A 19224-nucleotide genomic window follows, 5' to 3' on the forward strand; every position below is an offset into this window, starting at 1 on the left:
GACTTCGCGGAACTGGTACGAGCGCGTCACGTCCGCGCAGCACACGCTTAACACGGATCCGGCACATTAGTGGATGTCGGCAGGGCGGGAGCGGCTCCCCGCCCCAGCCGGCACCGAAACGTCCAAGGACCTCCGGAGCGGCTCCCGGACCTCCATGGACGCCGGACGTGAGACCTGGCCTGACCCGGTCGACGTCCTTCGCGGGGACCGCCGTCGTCCCGCCCCCCGGTAACGGGGGTGCGGCGGTCCCCGCGCATTACTTTTTTACGGGCCGCGTCCGACACCCTGCCCGCCCGCCACCGTCGAGCCACTGCCGACGGACCCCGAGCCGGCGTCAGCCCTCCCAGTCGCTGTCCCGGGACGACCCGCGATTACGGCGGCCCCGGAACAGGTCCGGGTTGGTGCGCGCGGCCTGGAAGGCGTTGACGCCGACGATGCCGGCCCAGGCGACCAGGAGGCCCGGCAGGTGGGCCAGGCCGCCGCCGATCGCGGAGAGCGGGATCGCCAGGACCATGGAGACGATGCCGAAGCCGAAGCGTTCGCCGAAGGAGTCGGTGGACTTGGGCGAGCGGGCGCCCCGGGCCGTCACCATCTGCTGCTCGGCGAGCTGCCGGCGCAGGCGGCGGTCCACGGCGCCGTCGATCCGCTGGTCGACCTTCTCCAGGAACGAGTCGACCAGCGCGGACTCGTACTCCTCGCCCAGTTCCCTGCGGGCCTGCAGGGTGGCGTTGAGTTCCTTCTTGAGTTCGGGGTCCCGCTCATCCATTGGGGTCATGGGACCCACGGTAGGCAGCCGGATCCCCCGCTGCACTGGGGTTAGCCCCCCTGTTGCGGCGGGGGTCTCCACCTGCTGGTCCTCGGTCTCCACTTGCTGGTCGTCGAAGTCGGGCAAGTGAGCGTAACCATGTATGAGTGAGTGTCGTTGTCAGAGTGTGAATCTGACGGAATGGGCGAAGACGCAGGGTGTGCATCCGCAGACCGCGTATCGCTGGTTCCGTGAGGGGGCGTTGCCGGTACCGGCTCAGCGGGTCGGGCCACGCACGATCCTGGTGAACATTGACGCGAACACCACGCCCGAGGCCATCGGCGGTCTGGGCCTGTATGCCCGCGTGTCCTCGCACGATCAGACGACCGATCTGGAACGCCAGGTCGCGTTGTTGTCCGCGTGGGCAGCGAAGGCCGGTCACCGGGTCGTTCGCGTTGAGGCGGAGATCGCTTCCGGTATGGACGGCTGCCGTTCCAAGGCCCGGCGTCTGCTGGCCGACCCGAACGTGACCTGCGTGGTGGTGGAGCACAAGGACCGCCTCGGTCGGATGAACGTCGAGCTTGTCGAGGCCGCCTTGTCCGCGACGGGCCGTCGCCTGCTGGTGCTGGACGACGGCGAGGTCGAAGACGACCTGGTGCGGGACATGGTCGAGGTGCTGGCCTCGTTCTGCGCCCGCCTGTACGGGCGCAGGTCGGCGAAGAACCGTGCCCGCAAGGCACTGGAAGCCGCCGAACATGGCTGACCTCCGCCCGATCGCCGCGCCGTTCGTGGCTCTCGGCCCGTCCGGTGTGGCGGTACGTGGCCGGCTCAGGGGCCTCACGCCCGAGGATGAGAGGGTTCTGCGCTTGGTGGGTGCGCACCTGGGCTCGCTCGCTTCGAAGGACCTCAAAGCGCGTTGCGCGGATGGCCTGGAGCACTCCACCGAGTCATGGGCGGCCCGGAAGCGGGACCTGACGGCCCAGTCGTCGTCCAGGTGGGCCGGATCGATCACGAAGGCCACGCATGACCAGTGGGCGCTCGCCCGGCGCGGCCAGGCCGCACACGTCCAGTCCCTCGAAGCCGGTATCACCACGATCCGCCACCGGCTGTCGCTGCCGGTCGGGCAGAAGGGCACCAGGCGGGCTCCGGGCGGCTACCGCTCCGCCCACGAGTGGTTCCACAAGACGCGACGGCTGCATGCGCTGGAGGACCGGCTCGAGAAGGTTCAGGCCGACCGGGAAGCGGGCCGGTTGCATGTCGTGCGTGGCGGTAAACGTCTGCTGGGCACCCGTCACCACCTCGACACGGCGCAGCTCACCGAGGCCCAGTGGCGTGAGCGGTGGGAAGCCGGGCGCTTGTTCCTGAAGGCGGACGGCGAGTCTGGGAAAAGGTTCGGCAATGAGACGATCCGCATCACGCCCGAGGGCGAAGTGTCGATCAAGCTCCCGACCCCGCTCGCCGACTTGGCGAACGCCAAGCACGGCCGATACGTACTCGCCGCGAACGTGCGGTTCCCTCACCGGGGGCAGGAGTGGGCCGACCGTGTGGAGGCCAACCGGGCAGTCGCCTACCGCATCCACCACGACACAAGGCGCGGGCGCTGGTACGCGGACGCCTCCTGGCAGATCCCTCCCACCAAGACCATCCCACTCGAAGCCGCCCTCGCCGATGGCGTGATCGGCGTGGACACCAACGCCGACCACCTCGCCGCATGGCGCCTCGACACCCACGGCAACCCAATCGGCCGGCCGCGCCGGTTCCTCTACGACCTGTCCGGGAACGCCCAGCACCGCGACGCCCAGGTACGGCACGCCCTCACGCGGCTGCTGAACTGGGCCAAGAGCTGCGGCGTCAAAGCCATCGCGGTCGAAGACCTCGACTTCCAGGCCGAGAAAACCAGAGAGAAACATGGGCACAAGCGCCGATTCCGGCAGCTCATCTCCGGCATGCCGACCGGCAGGCTCCGCGCCCGGCTGGCCTCCATGGCCGACGCCACAGGTATCGCGATCATCGCCGTGGACCCGGCCTACACCAGCAAGTGGGGCGCCCAGCACTGGCAAAAGCCGATGGCCGGCTCCACCCGAAAGACCACCCGGCACGATGCGGCGAGCATCGCGATCGGACGACGCGCCCAGGGGCACCCGATCCGGCGACGGACGACACCGCCCGGTGCACACCAGAGTGATGTGCACGGGCATCGGACCGTCCAGGCCGACCGGCGTGCCCCTGGGCGTGAGGGACCCCGCCCCCGCATCCCCGGACCACGGACACGATCCGTGCCGCCGGACGCGGCGAGTACGCGGGCAACCAGGACATCCAAAACCGTTCGGGATGTCCGCAGCGACCAGGAATGGGTCCAAGACTCCCTCCTGCTCACTGACTAGGAACGGTCCTTCCTAGGCCAGCCCGTGCTGCTTCGCGTACGCGTTCGCCACGTCCTCCGGGTCCTTCTTGTCGTTGTCGACCTGGCTGTTGAGCTGGGTGAGCTGCTCGGTGGTGAGGACGTTTCCGAGGCGGGCGAGTGCCTTGCGGACCGTGTCGTCTGCCTTGCGGTCGGCTATGAGGGGGACGATGTGCTGGCTGGGGATGAGGTTCTTGGGATCGGTCAGCACCACCCAGCCGTTGGCCGCGATGTCGGTGTCGGTGGTGAAGAGGTTCGCCACGTCCACGTCCCCCTTCTTCAGAGCGCCCTTGACCAGCGGGCCGTCCGAGTCGAGCGACTTGAACTCCTTGAACTCCACGCCGTACACGTCCTTCAGCCCGATCGCGCCCACGCGGCGCTTCTTGACCTCGGGCGCGGCGCCGATGATCAGCTCGCCGTTCTGCTTGGCGAGGTCGGCGAGGGAGGTCAGGCCGTACTTCCGCGCGGTCGCCCGGGTGACGACGAAGCAGTCGGAGTCGGCCGCCTGGCCGTACGGCAGTACCTGGAGGCCGCCGGGCAGCGCCACGGTGAGCGCGTTCTGCATGGTGCCCGGCTCGGCGGAGGCGTCCTTCGGGGCGAGGTAGTTGAGCAGGGCGCCCTGGTACTCGGGCAGCAGGTCGATGTCGCCCGCCTTGAGCGCGGGGATCACGATCTCGCGGGTGCCGAGGTTCGGGCGGACCTTGACCTTCACGCCGGCCTGCTGGAGCACCGCCGCGTAGAGGTAGCCCAGCACCTGGTTCTCGGTGAAGTTGGCGGTGCCGATGGTGACTCCGCCCTTGCTGGAGCCGCCGCCACCGGACGAGCTGCCCTGGCCGTCGAGGGAGGTGACGCCGCTGGAGCAGGCGGCGAGGGCGGGGACGGAGGCCGCCGCGAAGAGGCCGCCGAGGAGGGTGCGTCGGTTCATCGGAGGGGTCCTTACGCGGTGCGGTGTCGGAAGAGGAAGCGCTGGAGGCCGGACAGCATGAGGTCGAGGGCCACGGCGACCACGGCGACCAGCACCGCCCCGCCGAGAACCTGTACGAGGTCGCGCTGAGCGAGGCCGTCGAAGACGTAGCGGCCCAGGCCGCCGAAGGAGACGTAGGCCGCGATGGTCGCGGTGGCGACGACCTGGATGAGTGCCAGGCGCAGGCCGGTCATGATCAGGGGGAGTGCGAGCGGCAGCTCGATCTGGAACAGGACCTGGTGGCCGCGCATGCCCTGGCCGCGGGCGGCGTCCTTGACGTCCGGGTCGACGGCCGTCATGCCGGCGTAGGTGTTGGTGACGATCGCCGGGACCGCGAGGGCGACCAGTGCGACGTAGACCGGGAGCATGGACAGGCCGCCGGCCAGGAAGACCAGCACGACCAGGCCGACGGTCGGCAGGGCGCGGCCGAAGGAGGCGAGGTTGATCGCGAGGAAGGCGCCCTTGCCGGTGTGGCCGATCAGCAGGCCGAGGGGGAGGCCGATGGCGGCCGCGACGAGGGTCGCGAGCAGTGAGTACTGGAGGTGCTCGGCGAGGCGGTGGGCGATGCCGTCCGTCCCCGTCCACTGGGAGCCGCTGGTCAGCCAGGAGCCGAGGTTCTTGAAGAGTTCGTACATGTCAGGCTCGCCTCCGCCGCCACGGGGTCAAGACGTACTGGAGGGCCACCAGCAGGGCGTCCGCGACCACGGCGAGCAGGATCGTGAGGACCACGCCCACGATCACCGGGGTCGGGAAGTCGCGCTGGAAGCCGTCGGTGAAGAGCTGGCCGAGGCCGCCGTCGCCGATGTAGGTGGCGACCGACACCAGGGAGATCGACATGACGGTCGCGATCCGCACGCCCGCCATGATCACCGGGAGCGCGAGGGGGAGTTCGACGGTGAGGAGCGTGCGCAGGGGGCGCGTGCCCATCGCCTTCGCGGCCTCCTTGGTCTTCGCGGGGACCGAGTCGAGGCCCTCGACGGTGTTCCGCAGCAGGACGACCAGGGTGTAGACCGTCAGGCCGATCACGGTCGTGGTGCGGGTCAGACCGCTGATCGGCAGCAGAAGCACGAAGATCGCGATGGACGGGATCGTGAACAGGACGTTCGAGAGCCCGAGCAGGAAGCCGCGCAGGGGGCGGACCCGGTGGGCGACCACCGCGAGGGGCAGCGAGATCAGCAGGCCGAAGAAGACGGCGCTCAGGGCTGCCTGCAGGTGCGAGACCGTCAGGGTGGTCAGGTCGTCGGTGTGGCCGGATATCCACGACCAGTCGATGGTCATGCGGCCACCCGGGCTTCCGTGTGGGCGCGGCCCGCGTGCCGGTGGATGTCGTCGCGGGAGGTGACACCGGTCAGTACGCCGTCGGCGTCGACGCGGGCGACCAGGCCGGTGGGGGAGGCGAGGGACTCGTCGAGGGCGGCGAGCAGGGAGTCGCCGTCCTTGAGGGGGCGTACGGGGAGTTCGAGGGCGTCCGCCGAGCGCCAGTGCGCCGGCCTGCCGGCTTCGTCGCGTACGAGGGTCCAGGCGCCGCCGTCGGGGGCCGGGCCCTGCGGGACCTCGGCCAGGGTCTTCAGCGAGAGCAGCTTCAGGCCGCGCTCGGCGCCGAGGAAGTCGGCCACGAAGTCGTCGGCCGGACGGGCGAGGAGCTCGGCGGGCGGGGCGCACTGCACGAGGTGACCGCCGGTCCGGAAGATCGCGATGCGGTCGCCGAGTCGTACGGCCTCGTCGATGTCGTGGGTGACGAAGACGATGGTCTTGCTCAACTCCTTCTGGAGCCGGAGCAGTTCGTCCTGGAGCTGGGTGCGCACCACCGGGTCGACCGCGCCGAAGGGCTCGTCCATGAGGAGCACCGGCGGGTCGGCGGCGAGGGCGCGGGCGACGCCGACGCGCTGTTGCTGGCCACCGGAGAGCTGGTGGGGGTACCGCTTGCCGGACTCGGCGGTCAGACCGACCGTCTCCAGCAGTTCCGCCGCCCGGGCCCGGGCCTTCTTGCGGCCGTGGCCGAGCAGGAGCGGGACGGTGGCGATGTTGTCCAGCACCGTGCGGTGCGGGAAGAGGCCCGACTGCTGGATGACGTACCCGATGGAGCGGCGCAGTTCGGCCGCGTCCTGCCGGGTGACGTCCTTGCCGCCGACCTTGATGGTGCCGGAGGTCGGCTCCACCATCCGGTTGATCATTCTGAGGGTGGTCGTCTTGCCGCAACCGGAGGATCCGACGAGGACGGTCACGCCGCCTTCCGGCATGTCGAGGGTGAGATCGTGCACTGCTGTCGTGCCGTTGGGGAAGCGCTTGTGGACCGTGTCGAACTGGATCATGAGATGTCCCTTGCCCGGCTGTATAACGTCATGCAGAGTTCTCGGTAGCTGAATAGGTTGTCAACGGTTCGGTGTTAATCCGAGGTAACGGATGACCGTCAGGCAAGATCGAACGTCCGCTTTGAGGGGAGTCTGAGCTAAATGTCGTCTCGGATCGTGGACACTCCTGATCCCGTCGCGGTCGGGCACACGGGCTTGGTGGTCCTCGACGGGATCGGACTCGGCGTCGCGGACGTCGTCCGCCTCGCCGACGGGAGCGCGCGACCGGTGCCCGGGACCGACGCGACGAAGCGCGTGACGGAGTCCTGGGACGCCGCCCGCCAGATCGCCGCGACCGGACGCGTCTACGGCCGCTCGACCGGTGTCGGCGCCAACCGGAACGAGGACGTGCCCACCGAGGCGGCCGCCGAACACGGTCTGCGGCTGCTGCGCAGCCACGCCGGCGCGATCGGCGAGGAACTCCCGGCCCGGCAGGTCCGGGCGATGCTCGCGGTGCGGGCCAACCAACTGCTCGCGGGGGGCGCGGGGCTGCGGCCGACCGTCGTGACGGCTCTGTGCGAGGCGCTGGAGAGCGGGGCGTACCCGGTCGTCAACGAGTTCGGCTCGGTGGGCACGGGGGACATCGCGGCGCTGGCCCAGGTGGGGCTGGCGCTGGCGGGGGAACACCCTTGGCGGGGGACGGACGGTGCCGCCGGGGGTGCCCCCGAGCCCCAGCTCCTCGACAACAACGACGCCCTTGCCTTCATCAGCAGCAACGCCCTCACCCTCGGCCAGGCCGCCCTCGCCCTGCACGAGCTGCGCGGGCTCATCGAGGCCACGCAGGTCGTCGGGGCGCTGTCACTGCTGGCCGTGGACGGGTCGCACGAGGCGTACGCCGCCCCCGTGCACGCCGCCCGGCCGCACCGCGGATCCGTCGAAGTGGCGCGGCGGATGCGGGAGTTGATCGGGGCGGAGGAACGGCCCACCCCACCGCTCGGCCGGATCCAGGACCCGTACGGCTTCCGGTGTCTGCCCCAGATCCACGGTCCCGCCCAGGACGCCGCCGACACCCTGGAGGAGGTCCTCTCGATCGAGATCAACGCGGCCGCCGAGAACCCGCTCATCTCCCCCCAGGACATGGCCGCCTACCACCACGGCGGCTTCTACCAGGCCCAACTGGCCCTCGCCCTGGACCACTTCAGGCTGGCCCTCACCCAGGTCGCCCGCCTGTCCACGTCCCGGCTCTCCACGCTCAACGAGCCCGCCTTCACCCGTCTGAGGCCCTTCCTCGCCGACCAGGAGCCCGCCTCCTCCGGCGTGATGATCCTGGAGTACGCCGCCGGAGCCGCCCTCGGCGACCTGCGGGCCTTCTCCGCGCCCGCCTCGCTCGGCCACGCTGTACTCTCCCGAGGCGTCGAGGAACAGGCCAGCTTCGCCTCGCTCGCCGCCCGTCAGACACTGCGGGCGTGCGGCGCGTACCGTCTCGTCGTCGGCTGCGAACTCGTGGCCGCCGTACGGGCGCTGCGCCAGCGCGACCTCAGGCCCGACCCGGACCTCCCGGTGGGCCGCGCGCTGGAGCTCGCCGAGGCGGTCCTCGAAGAGGACCCGGCCGACCGGCCGCTCACGGGCGACGTGACGGCGGCGGCCGCACTGCTCGACCGGTTCACGGACATCTGGAGGGGGAGCGAGGCATGAGCGAGACGGGCGGGGTGGACACTCCCGCGGGACGGCTGCAGGCACTGTTCGAGGGGCACCGGCTCACGCCGACCCAGCGGCGCATCGCGCACAGCATGGTGCGGCGGGCCGGGGACGTGCCGTTCCTGTCCAGCGTGGAGCTGGCCGAACTGGCCGGGGTCAGCCAGCCCTCGGTCACCCGCTTCGCCGTCGCCCTCGGCTTCGACGGCTACCCCGCCCTGCGCAGGCACCTGCGCGAGGTCACGCCCACCGAACAGTCGGCGGCCTCGGCGTCGTACAACGAGTACCAGCAGGCCGTCGAGGCCGAGATCGAGAACCTCAGGCACCTGGCGGAGATCCTCGCCGACCCGCGGCCGGTGCAGAAGGCGGGTCGGCTGCTCGCGGCCTCCCGCCCCCTGCCGGTGCTCGGTCTGCGGGCCGCCGCCTCCCAGGCGTACGGCTTCGCGTACTTCGCCGCCAAGGTCCATCCGGACGTACGGCTGCTCAACGAGGGCGGCACGATGATCCACGACCGCATCGACGCCGCCGTCCGCGCGGGCGCCTCGACCCTGCTGTGCTTCGCGCTGCCCCGGCACCCCCGGGAGGTCGTCGACACCCTCGCCTACGCCAAGGAGGCGGGCCTGAGCGTCGTCACGGTCGCCGACTCCGCCTTCGCCCCCGTCGCCAAGGTCTCCGACCTGCTGCTGCCCGCCGCCGTCGGCACCGGCCTCGCCTTCGACACCGCCTGCGCGCCGATGCTGCTCGGCCGGGTGCTGCTGGAGGCGATGTGCGACGACCTGGCGGACGCGCAGGCCCGGCTTGAGGAGTTCGACGCGCGGGCGGCGGCGCGGGGACTCTTCGTCGAGTAGGGCGTTTTTTCAGGCTCGTCTCACGTTCGCTCGCTACTCTCCCGGCCCAGCAGGACTGTGCCAGGACGAGAAGGAGGCGGGACGTGGCACGCGGAGATCGCAGGGCTCAGGGGCTGGCTCGGGTGGCTGTCGTCGTGCGGGCCGGGGCGGCGCCGCTGTGGTGGCTCGGAGTGTTCGCGGCGGGCGTCGGGCTGCTGATCCCGGGCCTGACCGGACGCCGGATCGGGGTGATGGCGGGCGCGGCGCTGTTCATCGTCGCCGTGGCCGTGGTGTCGTACGGCCGCCGCAAGCGGTACACGACGCTGGGGCGGGCGGCCGTTCGCGCCGGAAAGCACGACGTGCTCCAGGACCGGGCGGTCAGTGTGCGCAACTGGCGCCGCGGACACCGCTGGTGGCTGCTGCTTGCCTGGCTGGTCGCGCTGGTGAGTTCGTTCGCCGTGCCCGTCGCGGGCGGCATGCTGCTGGCCGGGTGCGGTACGGGCCTGTGGTTGAAGGCCGCCTGGCTCGGGCGGCGCGAGCGGGCCGAGGACGCACTGCTGTGGGTGCGGGTCGACTGGCTCGCCGCGAACGGCGGCCGCCCGGCCGGCAAGGCGGTCAGGGCGTACCGCAGCACGGGTATCGCGGCGGGCGACGCGGCCCCGGGAGGATCGCGCCGCCGCACCGCGGCACTGGTCTAGGTCCGGTGCTTCCGGGTCACACCTCCAGGTCGTTCTCGATCTGCCTCAGCTGGTGGCGGGCCATCGCGAGGTTGGACCGCTTGGCGTCCAGGACCAGGTAGAGGAAGAGGCCGTTGCCACCGCGTCCGCTGATGAGGCGGATGAGGTGGTACTGGTCGGACAGGGTGATCAGGATGTCCTCGATCTGGGCCTTGAGGCCGAGGTGCTCCATCGTGCGCATCTTCGCGCGGACCACGTCGGTGTTGCCGGCGGCGGCCACGTTCAGGTCGAAGGTCTTGCTGCCGCCCATGGTGCCGAGCGCCATGCCGCTGGTGTAGTCGACGAGCGCGACGCCGGTCGCGCCCTCGATGGAGGCGAGAGCCTCCTTCAGTGTGGTTTCGGTGTTGGCCATGACTGTGTCTCCTCGGTTGTCTAACTTTCGGTGGTGGTGCGGGCCGCCGTCGGTGCGGTGGCCGCGGCGCGCGGATCCTCGGGCTTGGCCCGGGACGTGCGAGCCGCTCTGGCACGTGCCGGAGCGGACTTCGCGGGCGCCTTCGTGATGGCTTGTGTGTGCTCGGCGGCCGCGCTGTCGACGAGCTCCCCGATCCGGGCACCCGCCCGGCGGCCCTCGAGATGCAGGCGCCCGACGTTGACCCGGTCCTGCGCGAGCAGCGTGACGACGGCCCCGGCGCCCGCCGCGTACGTGGCGACGTAGCCGTACACGCCCCGCAGGAGCAGTTCGCGCAGGTCGCCCTGGCCGGTCTCGTCGGCCAGCTGGGCGGCGAGCGCCCGGGTGGCCCCGGTGAGCGCGGCCACCGTCTCCGGATCGACACCCGGGGTGTCCTGGGCCAGGACGAGACCGTCGGCGTCCGCCGCGAGAGCGCCCGTGAGCTGCGGCACCCGGGCTCTGAGCCGGCGCAGCTCCTCCAGGATCCCGTCCTGAGCTGCTGCCATCAGGTCTCTCCTCTCGGCGCGGATCCGCTGCCGCTCAAAGGGCCTCCAGCGCATCCCTGAGCCTCTTCAGCAAGGTGACGTGGGGATCGACGAACTCGACGGGCGGACCGTCGCCCGGCGTCCCGGGCACAGGCTCGGTGAGGGACACCGGCGGACGGGGCGTGACCACTCCGGCCGCCACCAGCCGCCGTACGTCCACGAGGGTGTGGAAGGCCGGACGGCCCAGCTCGCGTGCGATCTCCGACGCCGTGCGGATGCCGTCCACGCGGGCCAGTACCGCCTGCCGCCGGGCCGGGAGCGGCGGGGGCGCGGGGCGGTGCTCCCGGGTCAGCGGCACCTCGTCCGGCAGGGCGTCAGGCCAGATGCGGTGCAGCAGGTCGCGGCGGCGCAGGGTCTCGCGCTCCAGGTCGGCGACCGGGACCGGACGCGGGCCGCCGGGGGTGTCGTCGGGTTCCCGGGGTTCGACGACGGGCTCCTCCGGTCCGTCCTCGCTGCCGTAGCGGAAGCGGCCCGGGGTGCTGCTCGGGGCGAGGGCGAAGTACGCCGCGTCGTACAGCGCGGTCAGCCGGCACATCTCCAGGGCGCCCGCGGTGAGCAGCCCGCCCGCGACCAGCCGACGGCCGGCCCGGTGCACGGCCTCGGCGCCGGTGAGGCGGCGGGCCCCGGTGCCGGCGCCCCCCGTGCTTGCGACCGACTCGGCCAGGGCCTGCCGCCAGACGTCGGGGTCCAGCGTGCCGTGGGCGGCGAGGAGGACGTCGGCGCCGGGGGCGGCCGGGCTCTCGGCGTGCACCACTTTGCCGTCGGCGAGGTGCAGAGTGCCGCGCTCGCGCACCAGGATGCCGGTGGCGCGCTCGGCGGCCAGCCGGGTCAGCATCGGCGAGACACCGCCCCAGCCGCGGTCCAGGGCGGCCGCCTTGTCGCGCACCGGCAGCCGGGGCGGCGGGGTGGCGGGCGTGGTGATGCGGACCGTCGTCATCCGAGCTCCAGCCGTCCGGCCATCTCGCCGAGCCGGATCCGGGCCAGCGCGAGATTGCCCTCCGCGCGGGCCAGCCACAGATGCAGGAACACGCTGCTGTCGAAGGACGTCGGCACGAAACGCAGGACGTGGTAGCTGTCCCGGTTGCTCAGGATGAGATCTTCGACCGGCGGGTCCGGCTCGTCCCCGGGCGCCGCCGCCTCAGCGGCCCGGGAGCTCTCGGAGGCGAAGGCGCGCTGCTCGGCGGCGAGCCGGGCGAGCTCGGCGGCCTCCGCGGCGGCCGCCTCCTGGTCGCCGCCGGGAGCTTCCCCGACGGCGCCCAGTGCCAGCCCGCTCGTCCAGTCGACCAGCGCGGCCCCCCGCGCACCCGGCAGCCGCATGGCTTCCAGCAGGCACTCGTCGATTCCCTGCACCGTGGCTCCCCTCCCGCCTGGGGTTCGGCTGAGTGACGCCGAAACTACGCAACGTGTGCGCGACGGGTGAGGGATCTGGCATTTTCCGGTGGAACATTCTCCGGGTGGCTAGAGTGGGTCAACTTGCCTTGTTCACGGGCCAATTGATCAGTCGACCCGCCGCTGCGTGTCAACGGCTCCCGGGTGCGTGGAGGGTGGTGAGCGCACCGGCGTGCGCCCCTCCGGATTCGGCCACGATCGAGGCGAGCGTCTGCGGATCCCGCACGGTCGCGAAGCGAACGCCTCCCGGCCGGTCGGGCACGAAGCCGTAAATGCCCGGCCGGGCCAGCGAGTTGTACGCGTAGTGGTGCGCGAAGTAGTACGCGCCCGTGTCCAGCGCCGCCGCGTAGTCCCCCTGGTCGAGCAGCGGCAGCGCGCGGCCCTCGGCCAGCAGGTCGCCCGCGAAACAGGCGGGACCGGCGACGTCCTGCACCACCTCGGGCCCGCTCTTGGGCCGCCCCTTGCCGTCGTACGCGGTGATCCTGAGCGGCCACGACCCCGGCACGTACACCGTCCGCGTCGCCACCTGCACGCCCGCGTGCGTCACCGCGACCGCCCGCCCGCCCGCGCTCTTGGCGTACTCCACCCGCGCCACGATCGTGCCGTGCTTGGCCAGCAGCGACCGCCCGAACTCGGTGACCAGCCCGTACCGCCCGTCGAACAGCCCCGGTACCGCCTCCCTGAGCGCCCGCGCGTACTCCGCGTACGTCGGTGCCGTCACGTCCGAGGCGAAGTTCACCGGCAGCCCGCCGCCGATGTCGACCGTGTCGATCTGCGGCCGCCCGATGCGCCGGTTGATCTCCTCGGCGAGCGCGTACGTCTCCGCGACCCCCTGAGCCATCAGGGAGAGCGGGATGCCCTGCGAGCCGGTGTGCGCGTGCAGCCGGCTCAGCCAGGGCCGGTCGAGGTAGGCGCACACGACCCACTCGCGCGCCCCCTCGTCCCGCAGCGCCACCCCGAACTTCGAGGTCGCCGTGGCCGTGGAGGTCGCCCCGATGGAACCGCCGCCGACCTGCGGGTTGACCCGGATCCCGAGCGGGGAGCGGCTGACGGCCGACCGGACGAGGCCGTCGATGCGGTCCAGCTCCTGCGGATTGTCCGCGTTGACGGCGATCCCCAGCGCCAGCGCCTCCCTGAGCTCGGCCGGCGTCTTGGCGGGCGAGTCCAGGACGGTCTCGGCCGGCGACAGCCCCGCCGCCCGCGCCAGCGCGAGTTCGCCGGGGCTCGCCACCTCCGCGCCGATGCCCTCCTCGCGCAGCAGCCGAAGCACCGGCACCAGCGGGGTCGCCTTCACCGCGAACGCGTGCAGCACCGGGGTGCCCGGCGCGGTGACCTCGGCGAAGGCCGCGCGGAGCTCCGCCGCCGACTCCCGGATCCCGGTGACGTCGAGAAGTCCGACGATGGGGGAGTCCGGCCCCAGCAGGCCCTGCTCCACGGCCGCGCGCACCGCCTCGTCCCGGCGGGCCACCCGTCCTTCACCGGTGTTGCCGTACTCGTCCACCACGACTCCTACTCGTCGTCCCTGCCGTCGCGCCGCGTTCGGATGTCCGAACGAAACATCCCTGCCCTACCGATGCTGACGCCAGAACGTCTTGACTAGTTCTATTCAGAAAGTCAGGATGTGAATATCGACAGCAACAAGCCGGAGCAGAGCCCCAGGAGGCAGACCATGTCAGGACCCCGCCCCGTACGAGCGCCGCGCGGTACGGAACTGAGTGCCCTGGGATGGCAGCAGGAAGCCGCCCTGCGGATGCTCCAGAACAACCTCGACCCCGAGGTCGCCGAGCACCCCGACAAGCTCGTCGTCTACGGCGGCACCGGCAAGGCCGCCCGCGACTGGCGCTCCTTCGACGCCATGGTCCGCACGCTGCGCACCCTCAAGCAGGACGAGACCATGCTGGTCCAGTCCGGCCGCCCCGTCGGCGTCATGCAGACCCACGAGTGGGCCCCGCGCGTCCTGATCGCCAACTCCAACCTGGTGGGTGACTGGGCGAACTGGGAGGAGTTCCGGCGTCTGGAGGCCCTCGGCCTGACCATGTACGGCCAGATGACCGCCGGCTCCTGGATCTACATCGGCACCCAGGGCATCCTCCAGGGCACCTACGAGACCTTCGCCGCCGTCGCCGCGAAGAAGTTCGGCGGCACCCTCGCCGGCACCATCACGCTGACGGCCGGTCTGGGCGGCATGGGCGGCGCCCAGCCCCTCGCGGTCACCATGAACGACGGTGTCGCGATCTGTATCGACGTCGACCCGCGCGCCATCGAGCGCCGCATCGAGCACCGGTACCTCGACGTCAGGGCCGACAGCCTGGAGGACGCCCTCCGGCTCGCGGTCGAGGCCCGGGACGCCCGCCGTCCGCTCTCCATCGGTCTGCTGGGCAACGCGGCCGAACTGCTGCCGCGCATGCTCGCCGAGGGCGCGCCCGTCGACATCGTCACCGACCAGACCTCCGCGCACGACCCGCTGGCGTATCTGCCGGTGGGCGTCGACTTCGAGGACATGGCCGACGCGGCCGCCAAGGACCCGGCCGGCTTCACCGTGCGCGCCCGCGAGTCCATGGCCCGGCACGTCGAGGCCATGGTCGGCTTCATGGACGCCGGCGCCGAGGTCTTCGACTACGGCAACTCGATCCGCGGCGAGGCCCAACTCGCCGGGTACGACCGGGCGTTCGCCTTCCCCGGGTTCGTCCCCGCCTACATCCGCCCGCTGTTCTGCGAGGGCAAGGGCCCCTTCCGCTGGGCCGCGCTGTCCGGTGAGGCGTCCGACATCGCCAAGACCGACAAGGCGATCCTGGAACTGTTCCCCGAGAACGAGTCCCTCGCCCGCTGGATCAAGATGGCGGGAGAGCGGGTCCACTTCCAGGGCCTTCCCGCGCGTATCTGCTGGCTCGGTTACGGCGAGCGGGACAAGGCCGGGGACCGGTTCAACGACATGGTGGCGAGCGGAGAGCTGGCGGCGCCGCTGGCGATCGGGCGGGACCACCTGGACGCCGGGTCCGTCGCCTCCCCGTACCGCGAGACCGAGGCCATGCTCGACGGATCCGACGCGATCGCCGACTGGCCGCTGCTGAACGCGATGGTCAACGTGGCCTCGGGCGCGTCCTGGGTCTCCCTCCACCACGGCGGTGGCGTGGGGATGGGGCGGTCCATCCACGCCGGCCAGGTCACGGTGGCCGACGGCACGAAGCTGGGCGGGGAGAAGGTCCGGCGGGTGCTGACGAACGACCCGGGCATGGGTGTCATCCGGCACGTGGACGCGGGGTACGACATCGCCGAGTCCGTCGCCGACGAGCGGGGTGTGCGGGTGCCGATGCGTGAAGGTGATTCGGCGTGACGGAGCGCGGTACCTCCGGAACACTCCAGAACCACTCCGGAACGGTCCGGAGCCACGGCACCGCCTCCTTTCAGGAGATGTGGCGCGAGCTGCTCCCCATCGGCCGGCACCCCGACTCCCACGGCTACCGGCGTTTCGCCTGGACCGGGGCCGACACCGAGTGCCGGGCCTGGTTCAAGGAGCAGGCCGAGGTCCGCGGACTGACCTACGAGGTCGACCGGAACGGCAACCAGTGGGCCTGGCTGGGCGACCCCGCCCAGGGGGACGCCGTCGTGACCGGGTCGCACCTCGACTCCGTGCCCGACGGGGGAGCCTTCGACGGGCCCCTCGGCGTCGTGTCCTCCTTCGCCGCGCTCGACGAACTGCGGGCACGTCGGGTCGAGTTCACCAAGCCCCTCGCCATCGTCAACTTCGGGGACGAGGAGGGGGCGCGGTTCGGGCTCGCCTGTGTCGGATCCCGGCTCACCGCCGGGCAGCTCACCGTCGAGCAGGCGCACCGGCTGACCGACGGGGACGGCGTCACGCTCCCGCGGGCCATGGAAGCCGCCGGCCACGACCCCGACGGCATCGGAGCCGACCCCGAGCGGCTCGCCCGCATCGGCGCCTTCGTCGAGCTCCATGTCGAGCAGGGACGGGCGCTGGACCTCTCCGGCGACCGGGTCGGCATCGCGAGCGCCATCTGGCCGCACGGCCGCTGGCGGTTCGACTTCCGGGGCGAGGCCAACCACGCCGGTACCACCCGCCTCGTGGACCGGCGCGACCCCATGCTGTCGTACGCCGAGACCGTGCTCGCCGCCCGCCGGGAGGCCGAACTCGCCGGGGCCGTCGCCACCTTCGGCAAGATCGCCGTCGAGCCCAACGGCGTCAACGCCATCCCCTCCCTGGTGCGCGGCTGGCTCGACTCCCGCGCCGCCGACCAGGAAAGCCTCGACCAGGTGGTCGGCGGGATCGAGAAGGCCGCCAGGGAGTACGCGCAGGCGCACGGCATCGCCCTCGACGTCGTCCGGGAGTCCTTCACCCCCGTCGTCGAGTTCGACCACGCCCTGCGCGACGAGCTCGCCCGCATCCTGGGCACCGACACCGATCTCAAGGTGCCCGTCCTCGGTACCGGCGCCGGACACGACGCCGGGATCCTCTCCGGGAGCATCCCGACCGCCATGCTGTTCGTGCGCAACCCCACGGGCGTCTCGCACTCCCCGGCGGAATCCGCCGCCGAGGACGACTGCGTGGCCGGGGTCCTCGCGCTCGCCGACGTACTGGAAGGGCTGGCCCGCAGGTGACACCGAAGACCTACTGGCTGGAGCACGCCTGGCTCGACACCCACGTCGAGCCCGGCGTGGCCGTGGACGTGGCGGACGGCCGCGTCGCCGCCGTCCGTACGGACACCGACACCCCGCCCCCCGGCGCCGAGATCCTGCGCGGACTGACGCTCCCGGGCCTGGCGAACACCCACTCGCACGCCTTCCACCGGGCCTTGCGCGGCACCGTCCAGGTCGGCTCCGGAACCTTCTGGACCTGGCGCGAGGTCATGTACTCGGTCGCCGACAGGCTGACCCCGCAGACGTACCAGGCGCTCGCCCGTGCGGTGTACGCGGAGATGGCGCTGGCGGGGGTGACGGCGGTCGGTGAGTTCCACTACCTGCACCACGCCCCGGGCGGCACCCCTTACGCCGATCCCAACGCCATGGGCGAGGCCCTGATCGAGGCCGCCGCCGAAGCCGGTATCCGTATCACCCTCCTCGACACCGCCTATCTCTCCTCCGGCTTCGGACAGCCGCCCACCACCCACCAGCTCCGCTTCTCCGACGGCAGCGCGGACGCCTGGGCCGAACGCTGTTCAGTTCTCAAGGACCGGGATCACGCGAGGATCGGTGCGGCGATCCACTCCGTACGGGCCGTGCCCGCACGCCAGTTGGCGACCGTGGCCCGCTGGGCCGAGGAACGCCGGGCCCCGCTCCATGTGCACCTGTCCGAGCAGACCGCCGAGAACGACGCGTGCCGCGAGGCCCACGGGTGCACGCCCACCGAGCTGCTCGCCGAGCATGGTGTCCTCGGACCGCGCACCACCGGCGTCCACAACACCCACCTCACCGACCAGGACATCGCCCTGATCGGCGACAGCGGCACCGGCACCTGCATGTGCCCGACGACGGAACGGGACCTGGCCGACGGCATCGGACCCGCGGTCGCCCTGCAGCGCAGGGGCTCACCGCTCTCCCTCGGCTCCGACAGCCACGCCGTCATCGACCTGCTCGAGGAGGCTCGCGCGATGGAGCTCAACGAGCGCCTGCGCACTCGCACGCGAGGTCACTGGACGGCGGCGGCCCTCCTGCGGGCGGCATCGGCCGACGGCCACGCGGCCCTCGGCTGGGACGGCGCAGGCACCCTGGAGCCCGGCGCGCTCGCCGACTTCACCACCATCGCCCTCGACTCGGTCAGGACGGCAGGGCCGCTTCCGCGGCTCGGGGCCGAGACGGCCGTATTCGCCGCGTCGGCAGCAGACGTGTCGCACACGGTCGTGGGAGGTCGGCACGTCGTACGGGACGGGGTCCACGCGCTCGTGCCGGATGTGCCGAAAGCCCTCGCGGACGCCGTCGCAGCGCTGCACGGATGACCCCGGGCCGCCCGCCCCCGCGGCCGGCCCCCGAACCCGCCCCCACCGCCGACCAGGCCACCGAGGACGCCATGAGCAACGCGACGACCGTCAGCCCCGCCCACTCCGCGAGCAGCGCAAGCACGCTCATCACCAACATCGCCGCCCTGGTCACCAATGACCCCTCCCTCGGTGACGGTTCCCCCCTCGGACTGATCCAGGACGCGGCCGTCGTCATCGAGGGCGACCGCGTCGTGTGGACCGGTGATCAAAGCAAAGCACCCGCCACTGACAATCGGGTCGACGCGGGCGGCCGGGCGGTCCTCCCCGGCTTCGTCGACTCCCACAGCCACCTCGTCTTCGCGGGCGACCGCACCCAGGAGTTCAACGCCCGTATGTCGGGGCGGGCCTACAGCGCGGGCGGCATCCGCACCACGGTCGCCGCGACCCGCGCGGCCACGGACGCCGAACTGGAGGCGGGCCTCACCCGCTACCTGGCCGAGGCCCTGCGCCAGGGCACGACGACCTTCGAGACCAAGTCCGGCTACGGCCTGACGGTCGAGGACGAGGCGAGGGCCCTGCGCATCGCCGCCGCCCACACCGACGAGGTCACCTACCTCGGTGCCCACATCGTGTCGCCGGACTACGCGGACGACCCGGCGGGCTACGTCTCCCTCGTCACCGGCGAGATGCTCGACGCCTGCGCCCCGTACGCCCGTTGGATCGACGTCTTCTGCGAGAAGGGCGCCTTCGACGGCGACCAGGCCCGCGCGATCCTCACGGCGGGCAGGGCGAAGGGCCTGCACCCCCGCGTCCACGCCAACCAGCTCTCCTACGGCCCCGGCGTACAGCTGGCCGTCGAGCTGGACGCGGCCAGCGCCGACCACTGCACCCACCTCACCGCCGAGGACGTGGACGCCCTGGCGAACAGCCGTACGGTTGCCACGCTGCTCCCCGGCGCGGAGTTCTCCACGCGCGCCGAGTGGCCCAACGCCCGCCGTCTCCTGGACGCGGGCGTCACGGTCGCCCTGTCCACGGACTGCAATCCGGGCTCCTCCTTCACTTCCTCGGTGCCCTTCTGCATCGCCCTCGCGGTACGTGACATGCGGATGACCCCGGACGAGGCCGTCTGGTCGGCCACGGCGGGCGGAGCGGCCGCACTGCGCCGCGAGGACATCGGCCGTCTCATTCCGGGGGCCTACGCAGACTTGATCCTGCTGGACGCCCCGAGCCACGTACACCTGGCGTACCGGCCGGGGGTGCCGCTGGTCAGCGGGGTGTGGCGGCGCGGCACACGCGTGCTCTGACGGCAGCC

19 protein-coding genes are annotated in these 19224 nt (G+C 71.9%); 9 read left to right on the top strand and 10 right to left on the bottom strand.

Annotated elements, in window-relative coordinates; all coding sequences use genetic code 11:
- Nucleotides 1–334: 334 nt before the first annotated feature.
- Nucleotides 335–766, bottom strand: coding sequence for a hypothetical protein (locus tag BFN33_RS34020; RefSeq protein ID WP_069764022.1), 432 nt, complete (start codon nucleotides 764–766; stop codon nucleotides 335–337).
- 166 nt (nucleotides 767–932) lie between these two features.
- Between BFN33_RS34020 and BFN33_RS34025 the strand changes: the two genes are divergently transcribed.
- Nucleotides 933–1508 (top strand): IS607 family transposase, encoded by a 576-nt coding sequence (locus BFN33_RS34025; RefSeq protein ID WP_069764023.1) that lies wholly within the window; start codon nucleotides 933–935, stop codon nucleotides 1506–1508.
- A complete protein-coding gene (locus tag BFN33_RS34030; protein WP_069764024.1) occupies nucleotides 1501–3129 on the top strand; it encodes an IS200/IS605 family element transposase accessory protein TnpB in 1629 nt (542 codons plus the stop codon). The genes BFN33_RS34025 and BFN33_RS34030 overlap by 8 nt, the downstream gene beginning before the upstream one ends.
- 12 nt (nucleotides 3130–3141) lie before the next feature.
- On the opposite strand, the gene BFN33_RS34035 is transcribed toward BFN33_RS34030, so the two are convergent.
- From BFN33_RS34035 to BFN33_RS34050, 4 genes are read right to left on the bottom strand one after another with little or no spacing between them, the layout of a single operon-like run.
- A complete protein-coding gene (locus tag BFN33_RS34035) occupies nucleotides 3142–4071 on the bottom strand; it encodes an ABC transporter substrate-binding protein (protein ID WP_069764025.1) in 930 nt (309 codons plus the stop codon).
- 11 nt (nucleotides 4072–4082) lie between these two features.
- Nucleotides 4083–4745, bottom strand: a complete 663-nt coding sequence (locus tag BFN33_RS34040; protein WP_069764026.1) for an ABC transporter permease — start codon at nucleotides 4743–4745, stop codon at nucleotides 4083–4085.
- A 1-nt stretch (nucleotide 4746) separates the two neighbouring features.
- Nucleotides 4747–5388 (bottom strand): ABC transporter permease, encoded by a 642-nt coding sequence (locus BFN33_RS34045; protein WP_069764027.1) that lies wholly within the window; start codon nucleotides 5386–5388, stop codon nucleotides 4747–4749.
- Nucleotides 5385–6422 carry an ABC transporter ATP-binding protein gene (locus BFN33_RS34050; RefSeq protein ID WP_069764028.1) on the bottom strand — a complete coding sequence of 346 codons (1038 nt, stop codon included), beginning with the start codon at nucleotides 6420–6422 and terminating at the stop codon, nucleotides 5385–5387. The genes BFN33_RS34045 and BFN33_RS34050 overlap by 4 nt, the downstream gene beginning before the upstream one ends.
- 141 nt (nucleotides 6423–6563) lie before the next feature.
- Between BFN33_RS34050 and BFN33_RS34055 the strand changes: the two genes are divergently transcribed.
- The 3 genes from BFN33_RS34055 to BFN33_RS34065 all read left to right on the top strand — a co-directional run bounded on the left by BFN33_RS34055 (nucleotide 6564) and on the right by BFN33_RS34065 (nucleotide 9621).
- Entirely contained in the window at nucleotides 6564–8096 is a 1533-nt protein-coding gene (locus tag BFN33_RS34055; protein WP_069764029.1) for an aromatic amino acid ammonia-lyase, read from the top strand.
- A complete protein-coding gene (locus tag BFN33_RS34060) occupies nucleotides 8093–8944 on the top strand; it encodes a MurR/RpiR family transcriptional regulator (RefSeq protein ID WP_069764030.1) in 852 nt (283 codons plus the stop codon). The genes BFN33_RS34055 and BFN33_RS34060 overlap by 4 nt, the downstream gene beginning before the upstream one ends.
- Nucleotides 8945–9027: 83 nt before the next feature.
- On the top strand, nucleotides 9028–9621 hold the full coding sequence (locus BFN33_RS34065; protein WP_088245446.1) for a hypothetical protein: 594 nt from the start codon (nucleotides 9028–9030) through the stop codon (nucleotides 9619–9621).
- A 16-nt stretch (nucleotides 9622–9637) separates the two neighbouring features.
- Here BFN33_RS34065 and BFN33_RS34070 read toward each other — a convergent pair whose 3' ends face one another.
- The 5 genes from BFN33_RS34070 to BFN33_RS34090 form a co-directional block, all read right to left on the bottom strand.
- A complete protein-coding gene (locus tag BFN33_RS34070) occupies nucleotides 9638–10012 on the bottom strand; it encodes a hypothetical protein (RefSeq protein ID WP_069764032.1) in 375 nt (124 codons plus the stop codon).
- Nucleotides 10013–10032: 20 nt separating this feature from the next.
- On the bottom strand, nucleotides 10033–10554 hold the full coding sequence (locus tag BFN33_RS34075) for a roadblock/LC7 domain-containing protein (RefSeq protein WP_069764033.1): 522 nt from the start codon (nucleotides 10552–10554) through the stop codon (nucleotides 10033–10035).
- A gap of 34 nt (nucleotides 10555–10588) precedes the next feature.
- The gene (locus BFN33_RS34080; RefSeq protein WP_069764034.1) at nucleotides 10589–11530 is read right to left on the bottom strand and encodes a hypothetical protein; all 942 of its coding nucleotides are present in this window, start codon (nucleotides 11528–11530) and stop codon (nucleotides 10589–10591) included.
- Complete coding sequence (locus tag BFN33_RS34085) at nucleotides 11527–11943, bottom strand: hypothetical protein (RefSeq protein WP_069764035.1); 417 nt, start codon at nucleotides 11941–11943, stop codon at nucleotides 11527–11529. The genes BFN33_RS34080 and BFN33_RS34085 overlap by 4 nt, the downstream gene beginning before the upstream one ends.
- Before the next feature lie 169 nt (nucleotides 11944–12112).
- Entirely contained in the window at nucleotides 12113–13483 is a 1371-nt protein-coding gene (locus BFN33_RS34090) for a diaminopimelate decarboxylase (RefSeq protein ID WP_069764036.1), read from the bottom strand.
- A 168-nt stretch (nucleotides 13484–13651) separates the two neighbouring features.
- On the opposite strand from BFN33_RS34090, the gene hutU reads away from it, so the two are divergent.
- The 4 genes from hutU to hutI all read left to right on the top strand — a co-directional run bounded on the left by hutU (nucleotide 13652) and on the right by hutI (nucleotide 19216).
- The gene (gene hutU / locus BFN33_RS34095; protein ID WP_069764037.1) at nucleotides 13652–15316 is read left to right on the top strand and encodes a urocanate hydratase; all 1665 of its coding nucleotides are present in this window, start codon (nucleotides 13652–13654) and stop codon (nucleotides 15314–15316) included.
- A gap of 77 nt (nucleotides 15317–15393) precedes the next feature.
- Entirely contained in the window at nucleotides 15394–16596 is a 1203-nt protein-coding gene (locus tag BFN33_RS34100; RefSeq protein ID WP_088245451.1) for an allantoate amidohydrolase, read from the top strand.
- Entirely contained in the window at nucleotides 16593–17930 is a 1338-nt protein-coding gene (locus BFN33_RS34105; RefSeq protein WP_069764039.1) for a formimidoylglutamate deiminase, read from the top strand. Before BFN33_RS34100 ends, BFN33_RS34105 begins: the two co-directional genes overlap by 4 nt.
- On the top strand, nucleotides 17927–19216 hold the full coding sequence (gene hutI / locus BFN33_RS34110; RefSeq protein WP_069764040.1) for an imidazolonepropionase: 1290 nt from the start codon (nucleotides 17927–17929) through the stop codon (nucleotides 19214–19216). Before BFN33_RS34105 ends, hutI begins: the two co-directional genes overlap by 4 nt.
- The last annotated feature ends 8 nt before the right edge of the window (nucleotides 19217–19224 follow it).

The sequence above is a fragment of the Streptomyces sp. LUP47B genome, assembly GCF_001746295.1.
GTDB lineage: Bacteria > Actinomycetota > Actinomycetes > Streptomycetales > Streptomycetaceae > Streptomyces.

Coding starts and splice junctions, on each gene's coding strand:
- BFN33_RS34050 (WP_069764028.1), bottom strand. CDS start 6,422: ATGATCCAGTTCGACACGGTCCACAAGCGCTTCCCCAACGGCACGACA.
- BFN33_RS34055 (WP_069764029.1), top strand. CDS start 6,564: ATGTCGTCTCGGATCGTGGACACTCCTGATCCCGTCGCGGTCGGGCAC.
- BFN33_RS34070 (WP_069764032.1), bottom strand. CDS start 10,012: ATGGCCAACACCGAAACCACACTGAAGGAGGCTCTCGCCTCCATCGAG.
- BFN33_RS34060 (WP_069764030.1), top strand. CDS start 8,093: ATGAGCGAGACGGGCGGGGTGGACACTCCCGCGGGACGGCTGCAGGCA.
- BFN33_RS34030 (WP_069764024.1), top strand. CDS start 1,501: ATGGCTGACCTCCGCCCGATCGCCGCGCCGTTCGTGGCTCTCGGCCCG.
- hutI (WP_069764040.1), top strand. CDS start 17,927: ATGACCCCGGGCCGCCCGCCCCCGCGGCCGGCCCCCGAACCCGCCCCC.
- BFN33_RS34035 (WP_069764025.1), bottom strand. CDS start 4,071: ATGAACCGACGCACCCTCCTCGGCGGCCTCTTCGCGGCGGCCTCCGTC.
- BFN33_RS34040 (WP_069764026.1), bottom strand. CDS start 4,745: ATGTACGAACTCTTCAAGAACCTCGGCTCCTGGCTGACCAGCGGCTCC.
- BFN33_RS34100 (WP_088245451.1), top strand. CDS start 15,394: ATGTGGCGCGAGCTGCTCCCCATCGGCCGGCACCCCGACTCCCACGGC.
- BFN33_RS34080 (WP_069764034.1), bottom strand. CDS start 11,530: ATGACGACGGTCCGCATCACCACGCCCGCCACCCCGCCGCCCCGGCTG.
- BFN33_RS34045 (WP_069764027.1), bottom strand. CDS start 5,388: ATGACCATCGACTGGTCGTGGATATCCGGCCACACCGACGACCTGACC.
- BFN33_RS34075 (WP_069764033.1), bottom strand. CDS start 10,554: ATGGCAGCAGCTCAGGACGGGATCCTGGAGGAGCTGCGCCGGCTCAGA.
- BFN33_RS34020 (WP_069764022.1), bottom strand. CDS start 766: ATGGATGAGCGGGACCCCGAACTCAAGAAGGAACTCAACGCCACCCTG.
- hutU (WP_069764037.1), top strand. CDS start 13,652: ATGTCAGGACCCCGCCCCGTACGAGCGCCGCGCGGTACGGAACTGAGT.